General features: G+C 75.3%; 18 protein-coding genes and 1 CRISPR repeat array. Of the genes, 9 read left to right on the forward strand and 9 right to left on the reverse strand.

Going from position 1 to position 16,617, the window contains the following annotated elements:
- Nucleotides 1-47: 47 nt before the first annotated feature.
- Together CLV63_RS07805 and CLV63_RS07810 are read right to left on the reverse strand one after the other, a co-directional pair.
- The gene (locus tag CLV63_RS07805) at nucleotides 48-518 is read right to left on the reverse strand and encodes an SRPBCC family protein (RefSeq protein ID WP_106582246.1); all 471 of its coding nucleotides are present in this window, start codon (nucleotides 516-518) and stop codon (nucleotides 48-50) included.
- Nucleotides 515-895: an ArsR/SmtB family transcription factor gene (locus tag CLV63_RS07810; RefSeq protein ID WP_106582247.1), complete on the reverse strand. Its 381-nt coding sequence runs from the start codon at nucleotides 893-895 to the stop codon at nucleotides 515-517. The genes CLV63_RS07805 and CLV63_RS07810 overlap by 4 nt, the downstream gene beginning before the upstream one ends.
- 164 nt (nucleotides 896-1,059) lie before the next feature.
- Here CLV63_RS07810 and CLV63_RS07815 point away from each other — a divergent pair, with 164 nt between their 5' ends.
- From CLV63_RS07815 to CLV63_RS07825, 3 genes are all read left to right on the forward strand, one after another.
- A complete protein-coding gene (locus CLV63_RS07815) occupies nucleotides 1,060-2,370 on the forward strand; it encodes an MFS transporter (protein WP_106582248.1) in 1,311 nt (436 codons plus the stop codon).
- Between the two features lie 108 nt (nucleotides 2,371-2,478).
- The gene (locus CLV63_RS07820; RefSeq protein WP_106582249.1) at nucleotides 2,479-3,144 is read left to right on the forward strand and encodes a hypothetical protein; all 666 of its coding nucleotides are present in this window, start codon (nucleotides 2,479-2,481) and stop codon (nucleotides 3,142-3,144) included.
- 100 nt (nucleotides 3,145-3,244) lie between these two features.
- On the forward strand, nucleotides 3,245-3,724 hold the full coding sequence (locus CLV63_RS07825; RefSeq protein WP_106582250.1) for a nucleoside deaminase: 480 nt from the start codon (nucleotides 3,245-3,247) through the stop codon (nucleotides 3,722-3,724).
- A gap of 98 nt (nucleotides 3,725-3,822) precedes the next feature.
- On the opposite strand, the gene CLV63_RS07830 is transcribed toward CLV63_RS07825, so the two are convergent.
- On the reverse strand, nucleotides 3,823-4,344 hold the full coding sequence (locus tag CLV63_RS07830) for a hypothetical protein (protein WP_106582251.1): 522 nt from the start codon (nucleotides 4,342-4,344) through the stop codon (nucleotides 3,823-3,825).
- Between the two features lie 418 nt (nucleotides 4,345-4,762).
- Between CLV63_RS07830 and CLV63_RS07840 the strand changes: the two genes are divergently transcribed.
- Together CLV63_RS07840 and CLV63_RS07845 are read left to right on the forward strand one after the other, a co-directional pair.
- Nucleotides 4,763-5,185, forward strand: coding sequence for an ankyrin repeat domain-containing protein (locus CLV63_RS07840; protein ID WP_106582253.1), 423 nt, complete (start codon nucleotides 4,763-4,765; stop codon nucleotides 5,183-5,185).
- Nucleotides 5,182-5,748: an HD domain-containing protein gene (locus CLV63_RS07845; RefSeq protein WP_106582254.1), complete on the forward strand. Its 567-nt coding sequence runs from the start codon at nucleotides 5,182-5,184 to the stop codon at nucleotides 5,746-5,748. The genes CLV63_RS07840 and CLV63_RS07845 overlap by 4 nt, the downstream gene beginning before the upstream one ends.
- A 27-nt stretch (nucleotides 5,749-5,775) precedes the next feature.
- Here CLV63_RS07845 and CLV63_RS07850 read toward each other — a convergent pair whose 3' ends face one another.
- Nucleotides 5,776-7,590 carry an ABC transporter ATP-binding protein gene (locus CLV63_RS07850; RefSeq protein WP_342751367.1) on the reverse strand — a complete coding sequence of 605 codons (1,815 nt, stop codon included), beginning with the start codon at nucleotides 7,588-7,590 and terminating at the stop codon, nucleotides 5,776-5,778.
- Between the two features lie 122 nt (nucleotides 7,591-7,712).
- Here CLV63_RS07850 and CLV63_RS07855 point away from each other — a divergent pair, with 122 nt between their 5' ends.
- Both CLV63_RS07855 and CLV63_RS07860 read left to right on the forward strand, forming a co-directional pair.
- Complete coding sequence (locus CLV63_RS07855) at nucleotides 7,713-8,309, forward strand: TetR/AcrR family transcriptional regulator (protein ID WP_106582255.1); 597 nt, start codon at nucleotides 7,713-7,715, stop codon at nucleotides 8,307-8,309.
- 244 nt (nucleotides 8,310-8,553) lie between these two features.
- Nucleotides 8,554-9,186 carry an SAM-dependent methyltransferase gene (locus CLV63_RS07860; RefSeq protein ID WP_106582256.1) on the forward strand — a complete coding sequence of 211 codons (633 nt, stop codon included), beginning with the start codon at nucleotides 8,554-8,556 and terminating at the stop codon, nucleotides 9,184-9,186.
- A gap of 211 nt (nucleotides 9,187-9,397) precedes the next feature.
- Here CLV63_RS07860 and CLV63_RS33480 read toward each other — a convergent pair whose 3' ends face one another.
- The 4 genes from CLV63_RS33480 to CLV63_RS07880 form a co-directional block, all read right to left on the reverse strand.
- Nucleotides 9,398-9,640 (reverse strand): type II toxin-antitoxin system RelE/ParE family toxin, encoded by a 243-nt coding sequence (locus CLV63_RS33480; RefSeq protein WP_106582257.1) that lies wholly within the window; start codon nucleotides 9,638-9,640, stop codon nucleotides 9,398-9,400.
- A complete protein-coding gene (locus CLV63_RS07870; protein WP_106582258.1) occupies nucleotides 9,637-9,912 on the reverse strand; it encodes a type II toxin-antitoxin system Phd/YefM family antitoxin in 276 nt (91 codons plus the stop codon). The genes CLV63_RS33480 and CLV63_RS07870 overlap by 4 nt, the downstream gene beginning before the upstream one ends.
- A 190-nt stretch (nucleotides 9,913-10,102) precedes the next feature.
- Nucleotides 10,103-11,029, reverse strand: coding sequence for a Vgb family protein (locus CLV63_RS07875; protein ID WP_245928645.1), 927 nt, complete (start codon nucleotides 11,027-11,029; stop codon nucleotides 10,103-10,105).
- A gap of 299 nt (nucleotides 11,030-11,328) precedes the next feature.
- A CRISPR array of direct repeats spans nucleotides 11,329-11,906; the repeat unit is 29 nt; unit sequence CGGTCCACCCCCGCCTGCGCGGGGCTTGG.
- A 224-nt stretch (nucleotides 11,907-12,130) separates the two neighbouring features.
- Complete coding sequence (locus tag CLV63_RS07880; RefSeq protein ID WP_106582260.1) at nucleotides 12,131-12,754, reverse strand: nitroreductase family protein; 624 nt, start codon at nucleotides 12,752-12,754, stop codon at nucleotides 12,131-12,133.
- Nucleotides 12,755-12,936: 182 nt separating this feature from the next.
- Here CLV63_RS07880 and CLV63_RS07885 point away from each other — a divergent pair, with 182 nt between their 5' ends.
- Both CLV63_RS07885 and CLV63_RS07890 read left to right on the forward strand, forming a co-directional pair.
- The gene (locus CLV63_RS07885) at nucleotides 12,937-13,827 is read left to right on the forward strand and encodes an ADP-ribosylglycohydrolase family protein (RefSeq protein ID WP_106582261.1); all 891 of its coding nucleotides are present in this window, start codon (nucleotides 12,937-12,939) and stop codon (nucleotides 13,825-13,827) included.
- Between the two features lie 328 nt (nucleotides 13,828-14,155).
- Nucleotides 14,156-15,127, forward strand: coding sequence for an EamA family transporter (locus CLV63_RS07890; protein WP_106582262.1), 972 nt, complete (start codon nucleotides 14,156-14,158; stop codon nucleotides 15,125-15,127).
- Here CLV63_RS07890 and CLV63_RS07895 read toward each other — a convergent pair.
- The gene (locus CLV63_RS07895) at nucleotides 15,033-16,460 is read right to left on the reverse strand and encodes an amino acid permease (RefSeq protein WP_106582418.1); all 1,428 of its coding nucleotides are present in this window, start codon (nucleotides 16,458-16,460) and stop codon (nucleotides 15,033-15,035) included. The two genes, CLV63_RS07890 and CLV63_RS07895, sit on opposite strands and share 95 nt — an antisense overlap.
- Between the last annotated feature and the right edge of the window lie 157 nt (nucleotides 16,461-16,617).

The raw sequence follows: 16,617 nt of genomic DNA on the forward strand, positions 1-16,617 counted from the left end.
CGGGAGGGGGCGGGGCGACCGGGCGACGTGGCGCGCCCGCGGCGGCGTCAGCCCGCCAGCGCGGCGTAGCGGTCCAGGGTGGCGGCCCAGGCGTCGGGGGACTCGAACAGCGCGCGCATGGACGCGGTGTGCTCGCCGTAGCGCTCCACGTGGCGGTGCACCAGCACCAGGCGGGTGCGGCCGGGCCCCTGCTCCTCGAAGTCGATCTCGACCTCGGTCTCCAGCGCGGGGTCGTAGGCCCAGTCGAAACCGATCTGCCAGACGAGGACCAGCCGCCCCGGCGGCTCCCACACGGCGACGCGCCCCCAGGGGGTCTCGGTGCCGTCGGTGCCGCGCTCGAACCACCGGCCTCCGGCGCGGGGTTCGATGACGACGGCCGCCATGGGGGATTCGCCGATGGAGTGCTCACCCCAGAACTCGCTGATGCGCGTGGTGAACAGTGCGAACGCGCGTGCGGGGTCGAGCGGGACGCTCACGGAGCGGCGGACTGCGATCTCGGCGGCGGACTCGGTGCTCAAGGGTGTTCTCCTTCGGGTGGTGGTCGGTCGGGTCGTCGTCGGTCGTCGTCGGGTGGCCGCGGGTCGCGGCGGGCCTCGGCCTCGGCGAGCGCCGCGAAGTTGTCGAGTGTGGTCGCCCAGAAGCGGTCCAGGTAGGCCCGGACCGCTTCGATGCCGGTGGGGTCGAGGCGGTAGAGCCGGCGGGTCCCCACAGCGGACTCGGCGACCAGCTCGGCGTCCTTGAGCACGCGGAGGTGCTGGGACACGGCGGGCCGCGAGACGGGCAGGCGCTCGGCCAGCGCACCGACCGCGAGCGGCCCGTCGGCGAGCCGTTCGAGGATGCTGCGCCGGGTCGGATCGCCGAGTGCGTCGAGGACGGCGGATGCGGTAGCGGGCACATCCGTAAGTCTGGACGAACGGTAAGCCGCCGTCAACCGTAAGTTTGAACTAACGGAGTTCGTCGCCCGGGTTGTGCCGTGGGTGCTCTTGTGTGTGCCCTGTGTCACACCTAGGATCGGCGCGGATGTGCTGCGCGTCCGCCGCGACCAGGGAGGACCACCCCATGGCGTCGACCCCGTCCCCGCAGGCCGACGCGGGCTCCCAGCGCCGCCGGGTCGCCGTTGCGAGCTTCGTCGGCACCGCCATCGAGTGGTACGACTTCTTCATCTACGCCACAGCGGCGCAACTGGTGTTCGCCGCGCAGTTCTTCACCGACCTCTCGCCCACGGCGGCGGGCCTCGCCTCCTTCGCCACGATCGGCGTCAGCTTCATCGCGCGCCCGCTGGGCGGCGTGCTCATGGGCCACTTCGGCGACCTGCTGGGACGGCGTGCCATGCTCGTCGTGTCGCTGCTGCTCATGGGGGCCGCGACGGTGGGGGTGGGGCTGCTGCCCACCTACTCCCAGATCGGACTCGCCGCACCGGTGCTGCTGGTCGTGCTGCGCCTGCTTCAGGGGCTGAGCGCGGGCGGCGAGTGGGGCGGGGCCGCGCTGCTGGCGGTGGAGCACGCGCCGGAGCGGCGGCGCGGCTTCTACGGCGCCTTCCCCCAGTTGGGCGCGCCCGCCGGACTGGTGCTGGCCAACGCGGTGTTCTTGGTCTCGGGGGCGGCGATCAGCGACGCGCAGTTCGCCGCGTGGGGGTGGCGGCTGCCGTTCCTGTTCAGCGCCGTGCTCATCGTGGTGGGCTTCGTCATCCGCCTCAAGGTCGGCGAGAGCCCGGAGTTCCTGCGCCTCAAGGACCGCAGCGAGCGCACCGCCCGCCCGATCGCCGAGGTCTTCGGGGCGCACCGCCGCGCGTTCCTGGTCGCGGCCGGGGTGTTCATCGCCAACAACATGGCGGGCTACATCTTCCTCGCCTACATCCTCGGCTACGCCACCGAGCACCTCCGCGTCCCCCAGTCCACGATGCTGGTCGTCGTGGTGGTCGGCGCGCTCGCCTGGATCGCCACGACGCTGTGGGCCGCGCACTGGTCGGACACGGTGGGCCGGCGCCCGGTCTACCTGCTGGGCAGCGTGTGGCTGCTCGCGTGGTCGTTCCCGTTCTTCCTGATGCTCGACACCGCCCGGCTGCCGCTGATGCTGGGCAGCGTGCTGGTGCTCGCGGTCGGCCTGGGCCTGACGTACGGGCCGCAGTCGGCGCTGTACGCCGAACTGTTCCCCTCGCGGGTCCGCTACAGCGGGGCGTCGCTGGCCTATGCGGTGGGCGCGGTCCTCGGCGGCGGGTTCGCGCCGTTCGTGGCGGCCGCGCTCCAGGCCGCCACGGGCACGTCGCTGTCGGTCTCGGCCTACATGGCCGCCGTCTGCCTGGTCAGCCTGGGGGCGGTGCTCGCCATCCCCGAGACCCGCGCCCAGGTCGCCGAGCGCCGCGCCGCCTGACACGGGGCCTGCCGCCCCGGCCCGGGGGCGGCCGCCGACCGGGAACGCGCGGCCGGGGCGGCGCGTCCTACCCATCGGCTTGGCGGGCGGACGAGGGGAGCGGGGCCGTTGCTGGTGGTGGTTCTGGCGGTCGGGGTGCTGCTGGTGGTGGTTCTGCTGCGGGCGCGGCGGACGACCGCGGTGGTCGACGAGGTCCACAAGACCGCGATCCGCGGTGTGTCCGAGACGCTCGCCCTGCACGACGCCTACCCCGCGTCCCGGTTGTGCGCGGTGCGGGGCCGGGCGGTCCTGCCCGACGGGGAGGCTCCGCAGGGTCCGATGAGCGAGCGGCCGTGCGCGTGGTGGCGGGTGCGCGTGCACCCGCGCAGCCTGATGACGGTCGCGGCGGTGCACCTGCCCGTCGACGAGATCTCGCAGCGGCCCTTCCACATCGAGGAGGGCGGGCGGCGGGTGCGGGTCGATCCCGATCCGGAGATGGCGAACCGGTACACGGTGGTGTCGCGCCTTACGGAGGCGCAGCCGCGGGCGTTCGCCGACCGCGGCACCCCGGTCACCGACCGGGTCCGGGCGCGTTTTCCCGCGGTCCGCGCCTACCTGGCGCCCCTGCTGTTCCGCAGCGTCGACTTCACCGAGTGGCGGGTCCCCGCGGGCGTCGACGTCACCGTGACCGGGTGGCTGTCCTGGGACCACGAGGCGGGCGAGGGGGTCCTCGCGGCGCGCGGCACACCGGGGGAGGGCCCGGCGACGCTGGACGTGCGCGTCAACGCCGCGTGAGGAACCCGGCCGCGGCGTGCCGCCGTCGTCCAGGTGAGCGGGGCCGTGGAAGCGCCCTCTCGCCCGTTTCCGGCAATGGCATTGGGGTTAGGGTCGCACCATGGTCGATGCGGGGGAGATGCGGCTGCTGCGCCGCTGCGTGGAGCTGGCGCGCGAGGCGCTGGAGGACGGCGACGAGCCGTTCGGGTCGGTGCTGGCCGGCGGCGACGGCACCGTCCTCGCCGAGGACCGCAACCGGGTCGCCGCGGGCGACCGCACCCGCCACCCGGAGTTCGCGCTCGCGCGCTGGGCGGCGGAGCACCTGAGTGCGCGCGAGCGGGCGGCGGCAACGGTGTTCACCTCGGGGGAGCACTGCCCGATGTGCGCGGCCGCGCACGCCTGGGTGGGGCTGGGCCGCATCGTGTACGCGAGCTCCTCGGCGCAGCTCGTGGCGTGGCTCGCCGAACTGGGGGTGCCGGAGGCCCCGGTGCGGCCCCTGCCGATCCGCGCGGTCGCGCCCGGGGTCGTGGTGGAGGGCCCAGTTCCCGAACTCGCCGAGCAGGTCCGCGCGCTGCACCGGCGCCTGCACCGCGGCGCCTGAGACGGCCGCGGGCCGCGGCGGCGCCGGTGGGCGCGGCCGCGGCCCGGTGGGATCGCGGTGGCCGGGCGGCGCCGCGGGTGCGGGCCCCCGGTCCGGGGTCAGGCATGGGAGGGGCGGCGGCCGTGCCTGCGCCGGGGCTGCTCCTCGTACTCCTCCTCCTCGCTGTCGTAGAGACCGTCGAAGTACTCCTCGACCTCGTCGGTGGAGTGCGCGGCCTGGTAGCGGCGCCACCGGGCGGGCAGGAACATGGGCACGATCAGGGCGACGCTCAGCGGCAGGAACACGCCGAGGGCCAGCAGGGTCTGCGCGCCGTCCATTCCGGGGACGGCGGGTAGGCGACCGATCAGCTCGGGGCGCATCACGTGGGCGGCGGTCACGCCGACCAGGGACAGCCCGGCGATTCCCGGCAGCAGAGGGGTGAGGCGCGGCGCCGCGGCGGACAGGCCCAGCAGGACGGCGAGGACGCTGAGCACGCCGACGGCGGACAGTCCGGTGGCGCTGACGAACGTCGCGCCGTCGCGGGCGGCGATGGCGGCCAGGCGGGGGTAGGCCCAGCCCAGGCCGATCAGGACGATTGGAGCGAGCATCATTCCGACGATGAAGCCGACGACATGTCGCACGGGGGTCTCCTCTCAGAGCTGATCATGCACCCTAGCGACAAAACAGAACTTATGGGAGGAACTCGTACAGGCCGCGGAGGGCCGGGGGCGGGTCCGCCGCCCCGCGGCGCGGGTCTGCGCCGCCGTCGTCACGCCCGGCGGGAAGCGTGCGGGCGGCGCCGCTGATGCGGGCCGCGCGGCGGCCGGGGACGGTGGGACGGGCGGCCGCGGAGCGCCCGGCGGTGCGAAACACCACACTGCGCCGGCCCGCCGTGCCGAGCCCCGCGTGCCGGGGGCGGACCGCGGTGGTGCACGCCCCGCCGCGCGCGGTGCGCCGGTCCGGGGACCGCTTCGGTTGCGGGGCCGCGCGCCGGACCCGCCGGCGGCGCCCGCGGCCCTGCTCGCCGGTGCGCGCCCCCATCGGATCTAGGCTGGTCCCGTGAGTACCGACGACCCCACCAGCGATCCCGTCCACGACCCCGAGGTCGTCACCCTGGCGACCAAGATCTTCCAGCTCGCCCGTCGCGGCGAGAGCGAGGCGCTGGCCGCCTACCTCGCCGCCGGGGTCCCCGCCGACCTCACCAACGACAACGGCGACACCCTGACCATGCTCGCCGCCTACCACGGGCACGCGGCGACGGTCGCCCTGCTGTGCGAGCACGGCGCCGACCTCGACCGGCTGAACGACCGCGGCCAGTCGCCGCTGGCGGGGGCGGTGTTCAAGGGTGAGGACGCCGTGGTGCGCGTCCTCACCGAGCACGGCGCCGACCCCCACGCCGGGGCGCCCTCCGCCGCGGAGGCCGCGCGCATGTTCGGCAAGGACCAGTACCTGGACCTGTTCGCCGACCCGCCGCAGCGGTGAGCGGGGCCGCGCGGCCCCGCCTCGCCCCGCTGCCGCCGCGGGCCCTGGCGCTGCTGCGCGCCGAGCAGGCCCCGCCGCGCCTGGTCGCGCACCTGCGCCTGGTCCACGACGTCGCCGCGCGGCTGCTCGGCTGGGTGGGGCGCCACCACCCCGGTGTCCCGGTCGACGCCGAGGCTGTGCTGTTCGGTGCCGCGGTCCACGACATCGGCAAGACCGTGCACCCGGGCGAGCTCAGCGGGCCCGGGCACGCCCACGAGGAGGCGGGGGAGGCGCTGCTGCTGGCGCGCGGCGTGCCCCCGGGCCTGGCCCGGTTCTGCCGGACCCACGCCCGTTTCGCCGAGCCCGACCGCACCCTGGAGGACCTGCTGGTCAGCCTCTCCGACAAGGCGTGGAAGGCCCGGCGCTGCGCGGACCTGGAGGACCGGGTGTGCGCCCGGCTCGCCGCGGCCGGGACCGCGCCGCTGTGGCAGGTGTGGTCCGGCCTCGACGAGGAGTTGGACGCGGTCGGCGCCGGGGCCGAGGAGCGGCTGGCCTACCAGGCGCGCCACCCGCTGCACGGGTGAGGGCGGCGCGGCCGGGCGGCGGCGCCCTCACCCGACCGGGTCGGGTTCGCGCGGGCCCACGGGGCCGATGCGCAGCGCGGTGACCAGGTCGCGGTAGAGCGCGTCGGCGGCGAGGAGTTCGGTGTGGGTGCCCGCGGCGCGGCACCGCCCGGCCTCCATGACGATGATCCGGTCGGCGTCGACCACGGTGGAGAGCCGGTGGGCGATGGTGACCACGGCGCCGCGCGCGGCGATGGCGCGGATGGAGCGCTGCACGGCGGCCTCGGTCACCCCGTCGAGCTGGGCGGTGGCCTCGTCCAGCAGCAGGATCTCGGGATCGGACACCAGGGCGCGGGCCAGGGCCACGCGCTGGCGTTCGCCGCCGGAGATGGCGGCGGTGGACATCGGGGTGTCGAGGCCCTGGGCGAGGCCGCGGGCGCGCTCCGCCAGGTGCACCGCTGCCAGGGCCTGCCACAGCCGGTCGTCGTCGGCGTCGGGGTTGGTGTAGCGCAGGTTCTCCGCGAGGGTGCCGGGGACCAGCGGGGTGTCCTGCTCGACGTAGACGACGCGGCTGCGCAGGGTCGCGAGCGGCCAGTCGGTCAGGGGGCGGCCGTCGAGGCGCACCTCGCCGGCCTCGGGGTGCAGGAACCGCAGCATGAGCGAGAACATCGTGGTCTTGCCCGCGCCGGAGGGGCCGACAATCGCGGTGTGGCCGGTGCGGGCGATGTCGATGGAGACCGCGTCGAGGGCGGCGGGGGTCGCCGGGGCGTAGCGGGCGGTGACCCCGTGGAAGGACATCACGGGGCCGCCGTCGGCGGGTCCGGCGGCCGGCCCGGCGTCGGCGCCGGGCCGGTCGGTCTCCACGCCCAGCGCCTGGATCTCGCTCATCCGGGCCGCGGCGGCGATGCCCGACTGCAACTGGGTGAAGACCTGGGTGAGTTCCATGGCGGGAGTGGTGAGCTGGAACGCGTACAGCAGGAACGCCACCAGGCCTGAGACGGCCAGTTCCCCGGAGCTGACCCGGTAGGCGCCGATACCGAGGATGAGCATGATGGCGATGGAGATGCCCGCGCCGGTGATGGTCCAGGTGACGGCTTCGATGCGGACGGCGCGGATGCTGTGGCGGGCCGATTCCCTGGCCTGGTCGAGGATGCGGCCGGACTCGCGCTCCTCGGCGCGGCTGGCCTTGACGGTGCGGATGGCGCGCATCGCGCCCTCCAGCGCGGCGCCCATGTGCCCCACGGACTCCTGGGCCTGCTTCTCGGCGCGCGCCAGCCCCGGCATGAGCAGGGCGATGACGACGGCGACGACGAGGAGCGTGGCGAAGGTGGTGGCGAGCAGCACCCAGTCGAGGACCGCCATGAGCACCAGGGCGCCGATGATGCCGACGGCGCCGTTGACGAACTCCACGACGCTGGAGGCGGCGGCCTCGCGCATGAGCACGGTGTCGGAGGTGACACGGGTGACGAGTTCGCCGCTGGAGCGGCCGGTGAGGTCGCCCATCCGGACGCGCAGCAGCCGGCGGACCATGGCGGTGCGGGCGTCGAGGACGATGTGCTCGCCCATGCGGCCCAGCATGATCCACTGCACCAGGCCCACGGTGGCGCCGACGGCCATCAGCACGATCAGGACGGCGACGGCGGGCGCGATGGGCTGCCCGGTGCCCAGTCCGTCGAGGACCCATTTGACGACCATGGGTTCGGCCAGGCCCATGCCGGTGGTGAGCAGGCCCAGCAGGATGCCGGCGACGAGCACGCGGCGGTAGGGCCGGACGTAGGACCACAGCACGCGCAGGTTCGCCCAGCGCGCCGGGGTGCCGGGGGTCCCCAGGGTCCCGGGTGCGGCCTCATGGTCGGTGCGCACCGATTCCTCCAGTGAACATGATGATCCGATAATTGATCCCCAGACTACCAACGTGGGACACCGATGTTCCAAAAATATCTGCCGGTGCCCCTTTATCGGCCATCGCGGTTATATTGAGGGCCATGAGCCGCGCAGCCGCCGCCGAGTCCGGCACCCGCAACCGCACCCGGCGGGCCATCCTCGACGCGGCCGCCACCGCCCTGTACCGCAACCGCAAGGCGCCCCTGGCCGACATCGCCGCGGCCGCCGACGTCGGCCGCAGCACCCTGCACCGCTACTTCCCCGACCGCGAGGAACTGGTGAGCGCGGTCATCGCCGACGCCTTGCAGCGGCTGTCCTCATCGGTGGAGGAGGCGCGCGTCGACGAAGGGCCGCCGCGCGAGGCCATGCGGCGCCTGATCGCCGCCATGGTCGCCTCAGGTGACGGCCTGCTGTTCCTGCTCCACGACCCGAACATCTTCGAAGGGCTCGACGCCAACGGCGAGCCCTGCGGCGCCGACGCCGAGGACCCCGACCACGACCTTCCCGTCCTGGACCTCATCGAGCGCGGCCAGGCCGCGGGCGTGTTCGACCCCGAGGTCAGCACCGCCTGGGTGCTGAGCGTCCTGTGGGGCCTGGTCTACACCGGGTGCGAGGCCGCCAACGAGGGCACCCTGGCGCGCCACGCGGTGGCCGCCACCGTCATCCGCACCTTCGAGAACGGTGTGGCGGTGACCTGAGGGCACCGCGGCGTGCCGGGCGAACCGCAGGGCCGACCGTCCGTCCCGAGTGCGCCCCTGCGCCCCGCCCGGCGCCCCGGCCCGGGGAGCGGGGAGCAGGACGTTCCGCGGCCGCGCGTCTTGCCGAAACGGCAACCGCATTTGGCACTCCGGCGTGTGCGGGGCGACGATCGGGGCAGATGCGGCAAGCCACACCACCACCGAGCAGGGGCGCGTGCCGCGCGCCCCGGAACAGGACGCGGCCATGACCAACACCCCCACCGCCGACGAGGAGTACTGGGACGCCCGCTACGGCAAGGACGACCAGGTCTGGAGCGGGAACCCCAACGTCGCCCTGGTCCGCGAGACCGCCGACCTGGCCCCGGGCCGCGCCCTGGAACTGGGCTGCGGGGAGGGCGCCGACGCGGTCTGGCTCGCGGAGCAGGGGTGGCAGGTGACCGCCGCCGACGTCTCCGGCACCGTCCTGGATCGGGCGGCCCGGCGCGCGGCCGAGGCCGGGGTCGCCGACCGCGTCGACTGGCAGCGGCATGACCTGGGATCGACCATGCCCGAAGGGCTCTTCGACCTGGTCTCGGCCCAGTTCCTGTACTCCGTGGGCGACGTGCCGCGCGAGCAGATCCTGCGCCGCGCCGCCGCGGCGGTCGCGCCGGGCGGGGTGCTGCTGGTGGTCGGCCACGCGGGCTTCCCCGACTGGGAGCACGACCACGACCCCGACACGCACTTCCCCACGCCGCACGAGGTCCTGGCGTCGCTGGAGCTGCCCGACGGGCAGTGGGAGGTCCTGCACACCGACGAGCACGAGCGCGTCCAGACCGGCCCCGACGGGCAGCCCTCGACCCGCACCGACAACACCCTCAAGATCCGCCGCCTGCCCTGACCCCCGTCCGGTGCCGCGGGTCGGACCCCGCGGACCGGGCCGCGGGGTCCGGCCCAAGGGCACGGCCGCACGCCGACGGCCGCACGCCGACGGGCGACGGGCGACGGGCGACGGGCGACGGGCGACGGGCGACGGGCGACGGGCGACGGGCGACGGGCGACGGGCGACGGGCGACGGGCGACGGGCGACGGGCGACGGGCGACGGGCGACGCTACCGGTTGACGCGGACCCGCCAGATGCTCACCGACGGTGTTTCGACCGTGTAGAAGACGACGAGGTCGCGGGTCTCCAGGCGGTAGGCGCGGGGGATGTCGGCGTAGGGGTCGGCGGCCGCTGGGGCCGGGTCGGCGAGGAGTTCGGCGCAGAGGTCAACGAACGCCCGCTGAAGCGCGCGCGGCAGCTGCGGCAGGTGGGCGTGGACCTCGGGGTCGATGAGCAGGTGGCGCCGCGTCACCGCCCCAATCCCAGCCGCGCGGCCAGGTCGTCGGCGCTCTCGTAGCGCACCATCCGATCGGGCTCGGACTGGGCGGCCGCGCGGCGCTCGCGCACCGCCCGCTCGTCCTCCTGCTCGCGCAGGCGCTGCAACTCGGCGAAGTCGGTCGGTGAGACCAGCACCGCGGCGGGGCGGCCGTGGCGGGTGACGGCGGTGGCCGCCCCGGCGTGCTCGGCCCGGCCCACCGCGTCGGAGAGGCGGCGGCGGAACTGCTCCAAGGGCAGACTGTCCATACGTCGATCCTACAGAACCCGGAGAACCTCCAGGTTTTCCGCCGTCACCTGTTCCGCGGCACTGCTCGGCCGGCGGGACGGCGGGGTGGGAGATGGCCGGGATGGCACGGTGCTCTGGGCCGCCGCCTGTCCGTACTCCGCGGCGTCGGCCGGACGGCGGCCATGCGCCCCGGGCCGCCTACCGGACCGGCTACGGCGCGAGGCGGGCGAGCGTACCGGACTCCAGGGCGGTCCACACCGCGCCGTCGGACCCCAGGGCGATGCCGTGCGGCTCCGACCCCTGGGTCGGCAGCCCGTAGCCCTCGACGTCCCCGTCGGCCGTGATGCGCCCGATGCGGCCGGCCCCCCATTCGCTGAACCACAGGTCGCCGTGCGCTCCGGCGGTGATGGCGTGCGGGCGCGCTTCGGCGTCGGACAGCGCGGTCTCGGTGACCGCCCCCGCCGTCGTGATCCGGCCGATCCGCCCGGCACCGATCTGGGTGAACCACAGCGCCCCGTCGGGTCCCGCTGCGATCCCCACCGGCGCCGCACCGGAGCGGGGCAGTGGATACACCGCGACCTCGCCGTCCAGGGCGATGCGGCCGATCGCGTCGGCCTGGTTGAGGGTGAACCACAGGGCGCCGTCCGGGCCCGCGGCGATCATCGCGGGGAAGGCGCCCGACACCGGCAGGGGGAACTCGGTGACCTCGCCCTCGGTGTTGATGCGCCCGATGCGGTCGGTGTTCATCTCGGTGAACCACATGGCCCCGTCGGGTCCCGCCGCGATGCCGTACGGGGCGCACTCGGGGCTGGGCAGCGGGAAGGACTCGGCCGCGCCGGTCGCACTGATGCGCCCGATGCGGTGATCGCGGTTGCGGGTGAACCACAGCGCGCCGTCGGGGCCCGGGGTGATGACCATCGGCCCGCAGGTGGGGGCGTCCAAGGAGTGGACGCGGTGGCTCCCGTCGGTCTCCAGGCGGCCGATACCCCCGCTGTGCACCAGGGTGCACCACATCGCCCCGTCCGGTCCGGCCGTGACCCCGTAGGGCCCGTCGCCGGGGGCGCCGATGGGAAACTCCCGGATCCCGTCGGGTGCGGTGTGCGCGGCGCTCGCCATGGTCGTTTCTCCGTTCTCCACGTTGCTCGTGTCCGGCGGCGAGCCTCGCGCGCGGGTGCCGCGCACGTCAACCGGGTTTCGCACAGGTCACGCCGTGCACACACTCGCCTCGCGGGTGCAGCAGGGGAGCAGCGGGAGCAGCGGGAGCACTGGGAGCGGCGGCAGAGCGTGCGGCCGGACTCCGCGATCGGGAGCGCGTGGCCGCGTGGTCTGTTGCTGGCCCCTGTCCGCAAGCGGTACCCGGCCGACCTGGCAGTAAGGGCGGCACCAACGGCGGGCGGAGCTCCTGGCCTCGGTCGCACCGGCTAGTGAAGTCGCTTCGGTCCACCCCCGCCTGCGCGGGGCTTGGGCTCCAGGACCGGGGGTACCGCCATCTCGTGGAGGTCCACCCCCGCCTGCGCGGGGCTTGGCTTCACGGACCCGCCGGAGGCGGTGAAAGCCCCGGTCCACCCCCGCCTGCGCGGGGCTTGGGGAGTATTCCGGCTCTCGGAAGAGAGTAGCCTCGGTCCACCCCCGCCTGCGCGGGGCTTGGTCGGCGACCCCGTCCTCCAGCAGTTCGGTGGACGGTCCACCCCCGCCTGCGCGGGGCTTGGCCCGACCCGGGCGGCGACCCGCAGGTGTGGATCGGTCCACCCCCGCCTGCGCGGGGCTTGGACGGGATCATTCAGGGGCGATTCCGTGCGCGTCGGTCCACCCCCGCCTGCGCGGGGCTTGGTCGCCGACCGGCGACAGCGACCCCACGATCGTCGGTCCACCCCCGCCTGCGCGGGGCTTGGCAGGTGCAGCGGGCCGGTCTCGGCGGACAGCGCGGTCCACCCCCGCCTGCGCGGGGCTTGGTGGGCGTCCCGCAGGCGCCAGTCGGCCTGCTCCGGTCCACCCCCGCCTGCGCGGGGCTTGGAGTTAATGACCTGGGACTTTGTAGCGTGTTATTGAAATGTGATGTGCGGGTTCGGCCGACTCTCTCTCCCCGTTGCTGCGATTGAACAGCATGCACCACCACCGCCGCACCACGTCGAGCAACACGGGACTCGCCATCGCCGCAGAAGGTGCGCGTTGCGGGCGGGCCGAGGGGCGAATCCCGCGGTGCGCCCGGGCCGGGCGGGGGTCGGCGGGCGCGGCTGCTCAGCCCGTGTGCGGGTGGCCCACGGCCAGCAGGGCGAGCGGCACGTGCCCGGGTTCCAGCGCCCCCTCCAGTGCCGCGGACAGCAGCGCGTCGTCGAACCCGCCGACCAGCACCGACCCCAGGCCCAGGGCAGCGGCGTACAGCGCGGCGTTGTGCGCGGCGCAGCCGGCCTCCATCGCGAGGTAGCGCTCGCCGCGGCGGCCGTCGTCCTGCTGGTCGGCGAAGTGCTCCAGCATCGCGGGCAGGTCGCCGGAGACCACGACGATCGCGGGCGCCTCGAACAGCCAGGGCTGCTCGCCGACCGCGGCCTCGGCGACGCGCCGCCCCGGGCCGGGGCCCGCCTCGACGGGTTCCAGCCCGGCGAAGGGGTGCTGGAGGTAGCAGCCCTGGCCGAGGCCGTCGACGTTGCGGGCCAGCACCGCCAGGCCCAGCGGGTACAGGCCGTCCGCTGAGGGCGCGGTGCGCCGGGCCCCGCCGTCGAGCCGGCCCTGCGCGGCCCACAGCACGCGGTCCAGCGCCGCGGCGTCCAGCGGGCGCTCGGCGAAGCGCCGCACGCTGACGCGCCGGCGGAGCAGGTCCGCCAGCGCCTCGGGCAGCCACTGCGGCGGTCCGGGTGGGGTCATGGGTGCGTCCCTCGGGTGGCGGTGTCCCGCGGCGCCCCTCAGGGGCGCCGCGGCGTCGGGCAGCCGAATCCGGCAATTTGCCAGTATGCCCGCGCTGGAGGGCCTCCGGCGCCGCGGCGCACCGCCGACGGGCTATCCGGCGCGGTGGCGGCGCACCGGGCGCGCTGCGACAATGGCCGCGCATGAGTACCGACCACCACGACGCGGCCCGGCGGTCCCTGGCCGCCCTCGCCGTCGGCGACGCGTTCGGGTCCCAGTTCTTCGTCCCGGGCACCCGCACCCACCTCGCCGAACACACCCTGCCCCCGGCGCCCTGGCAGTGGACCGACGACACCGAGATGGCGTGCTCGGTCTACCGGGTGCTGGTGGAGCAGGGCCGGGTCGACCAGGACGCGCTCGCGGCGAGCTTCGCCGCCCACCACGACTTCGACCGCGGGTACGGCCCCGCCACCACCCGGATGCTGCGCCAGGTCCGCGAGGGCGGCGACTGGCGGGACCTGGCGGCGCGGCTGTTCGAGGGGCGGGGGTCCTTCGGCAACGGCGCGGCCATGCGGGTGGCGCCGCTGGGCGCGTGGTTCAGCACCGACACGGCGGTGGCCGCGGAGCAGGCGGCGCGCTCGGCGACCATCACCCACACCCACCCCGAGGCGGTGGCCGGGGCCGTGGCCGTGGCGGTCGCGGCGGCGGTGGCCGCGCGCGACGGCGAGCTGAAGCCGGGCCCGTTCTTCGACGAGGTCATCGCGCACGTTCCGCGCGGCCTGGTCCACGACGGGCTGGGGTACGCGCGGCTGCTGCTCACGGTGCGCGACCCGCGCACGGCAGCGCACCACCTGGGGTCGGGGCAGCGGGTCAGCGCCCAGGACACCGTCCCGTTCACGGTGTGGGCCGCGGCCAAGCACCTGGCCGTGCGGGAGGGCTCTTTCGAGGCGGCGATGTGGGACGCCGTGAGCGGCGGCGGCGATGCCGACACCACCTGCGCCATCATCGGTGGGATCCTGGGCGCCCGCCTCCCGCCGCCGCCCGAGTCGTGGCGTTCCCGCGTCGAGGCCCTGCCCGCCTGGTCGGGCGCCTGAGCGGGGCGCCGTGCCGCCGTGCCCGCACACCGGTGGCCCGCGGTGTGCGGCTGCCGCGCGGGGGTGATCGCGGGCCGGCCGGGGCGCCCGGGCACGGGAGTGCCGCCGCCGCGGCACCGGCGGCCCGCTGCGCCGGTCCGCGCGCGGGGGGCGCGGATGCCGGCGGACCTCACCGACCACCTCTCCGACGCCGCGCCCCGCGCGCGGGGGCCGCGGGCTGAGCTGCGTGGTTCGCGGGTCCGCCCCGGGTCGGGGCGCCCGTGGGCGGCGGTGCGGCGCTGGCTAGGATTCGGCCCATGGACTCCGTGTACCTCCCGCGCCTCCCCACGTGAGCGCCGCCCCCGCGCGCCACCGCGCCTCGGGCCTGGCCCTCGGGCTGGCGTCGGCTCTGGCCTTCGGCGGGTCCGGGCCGGTCGCGAAACCGCTGATCTCCGCGGGCATCGACCCGTTGCACGTCACCTGGCTGCGCCTGGCCGGGGTCGCCCTGGTCCTGCTGCCGGTGGCCTGGCGGTACCGGTCGGTCGTGCGCACCCACCCCTGGCTGCTGCTGGCCTACGGGGTGTTCCCCATGGCGGGGGTGCAGGCGTTCTACTTCGCGGCGATCTCCCGCATCCCGGTGGGGGTGGCGCTGCTGCTGGAGTTCCTGGGCCCCGTGCTCGTGCTGGCCTGGATCCGGGCGGTGCGCCGCCAGCACGTGTCCCGCGCGGCCGCCATCGGGGTGATACTCGCGGTGGCCGGGCTGGGCTGCCTGGTGGAGGTGTGGGCGGGGGCGACTTTGGACCCGGTGGGGGTGGCGCTGGGCCTGGCCGCGGCCGCCTGCCAGGCCGGGTACTTCCTCATCTCCGACAGCGCGGGCGATGAGGTCGACCCGGTCGCCCTCATCGCGTTCGGGTCGATCGCCGCGACCGTGCTGATCACGGTGGTGGCGCGCCCGTGGGAGCTGGACTGGGCGGTGCTGGCCGCCCAGGTCCCGGTGTCGGGGGTGGAGGTGCCCGCGATGGCGCTGGTGGCGTGGATCGTGCTGGTCACGACCGCGCTCGCCTACGTGACCGGGGTCGCGGCCATCCGCCGGCTGTCCCCGGTGGTCGCCGGGGCGGTGGCCTACCTGGAGGTGGTCACCGCGATCGTGCTGGCCTGGCTGATGCTGGGGGAGGCGCTCAGCACGGCCCAGACCGTCGGGGCGGTCATCGTGGTGGCGGGGGCGTTCATCGCCCAGTCCGCGGTGCCCTCCGCTGCGCCGCCGCCCCCGGATCCGCCCCGGGACCAGGACCGGGCCCCGGGGCAGAGCCGCCCGGTGTGAGGTCCAGGGCGCGCCCGCTGGGCGGGCGGGCCCCGAAGCGGCCGCGCGCCCAGCAGGCCAGCCCCACCACGGCCGCGCTCGCCGCGGTGGCCGCCAGCGGCGGGCGCTGGGCGTCCATGAACACCATCGCGACGAGCACGGCGACCAGGGCGAGCAGCGTGGCCGCGCTGAGGTAGGGGAACCCCCACATGCGGAATGCCGGTGCCTCGCCCGCGCGCCGCATCCGCACCCCCAGCACCAGGTGCGACACCAGGATCGTGATGAACAGCACCAGCAGGATCGCGCCGATGGAGTTCACCAGGAACCAGAAGATCGAGGCGGGCCACATGTAGTTGGCGGCGACCGAGGCGAAGCCCACGACCGTGCCCGCCAGCAGCGCCCGCGCCGGGACGCCGCGGCGGGTGAGTTTCGCGAGCGCGGCGGGGGCGTCGCCCTGGCGGGTCAGCACGTGCAGCATCCGCGAGGAGGTGTACATGGCGGCGTTGAGGACGCTCAGGACCGCGATGAACACCACGATCTGCATGATGGTGCCCGCGCCCGGCACGCCCAGGCCCGCCATGACGGCGACGAACGGGCTGTCGTCGGGGTCGCCGGAGACGGTGTCCCACGGCAGGACGGTCACCACGACCAGCAGCGAGGCGATGTAGAACAGCGCGATGCGCCACACCACGTTCGTGGTGGCCCGGGCGACGTTGCCGACCGGGTCGTCGGACTCGCCCGCGGCGATCGCGGGGATCTCCACCCCGCCGAAGGAGAACAGCACCACCACGACGGCGGCCAGCACCGCCGCCCACCCCTGCGGGGCGAACCCGCCGTGGGCCCACAGGTTGGCCACCGCGCCGCCCGGCGCGCCGGGCCACCACCCGGCGGCGAACAGCACGCCCATCACCAGGAACACCGCGATGGTGGCGACCTTGACCAGGGAGAACACCGACTCGGTCTCGCCGAACACCCGCACCGACACCAGGTTCGCGCCGGTCATGGCCACCATCAGGACCAGCGACAGCACCCACGGGGGCGCGTCGACCCAGGCCGCCAGCAGCGCGGCGCCGGCCACGGCCTCGGCCGCGATCAGCACCGCGTACAGCCACCAGTACAGCCAGCCGATGCAGAATCCCGCCCACGGGCCCAGCGCCATGCGCGCGTAGTCGGCGAACGCCCCGGCGGACGGCCGGGCGACCACCATCTCGCCGAGCGCCCGCAGGGTCAGCAGGACCATCGCCCCGGCGATGGCGTAGGACACCACCGCGGCGGGGCCCACCGCGTGGATGACCACACCGGAGCCGACGAACAGCCCCGAGCCGACGGACCCGCCGATGGCGATCATGGTCAGGTGGCGGCGGCGCAGGCCGCGGCGCGGGCGGGCCGGGGGCGCGGCGGGGGAGCCGGGCGGGTCGGCGTGGGCGTTCACACCCACCGAGGCTAGCCGCCCGCACCCCCTGCCCGAACCCGCCACACCACCCCTGACCTGCACCGGGCCGCCGGATGTG

The sequence above is a fragment of the Murinocardiopsis flavida genome (genome assembly GCF_003014485.1).
GTDB lineage: Bacteria > Actinomycetota > Actinomycetes > Streptosporangiales > Streptosporangiaceae > Murinocardiopsis > Murinocardiopsis flavida.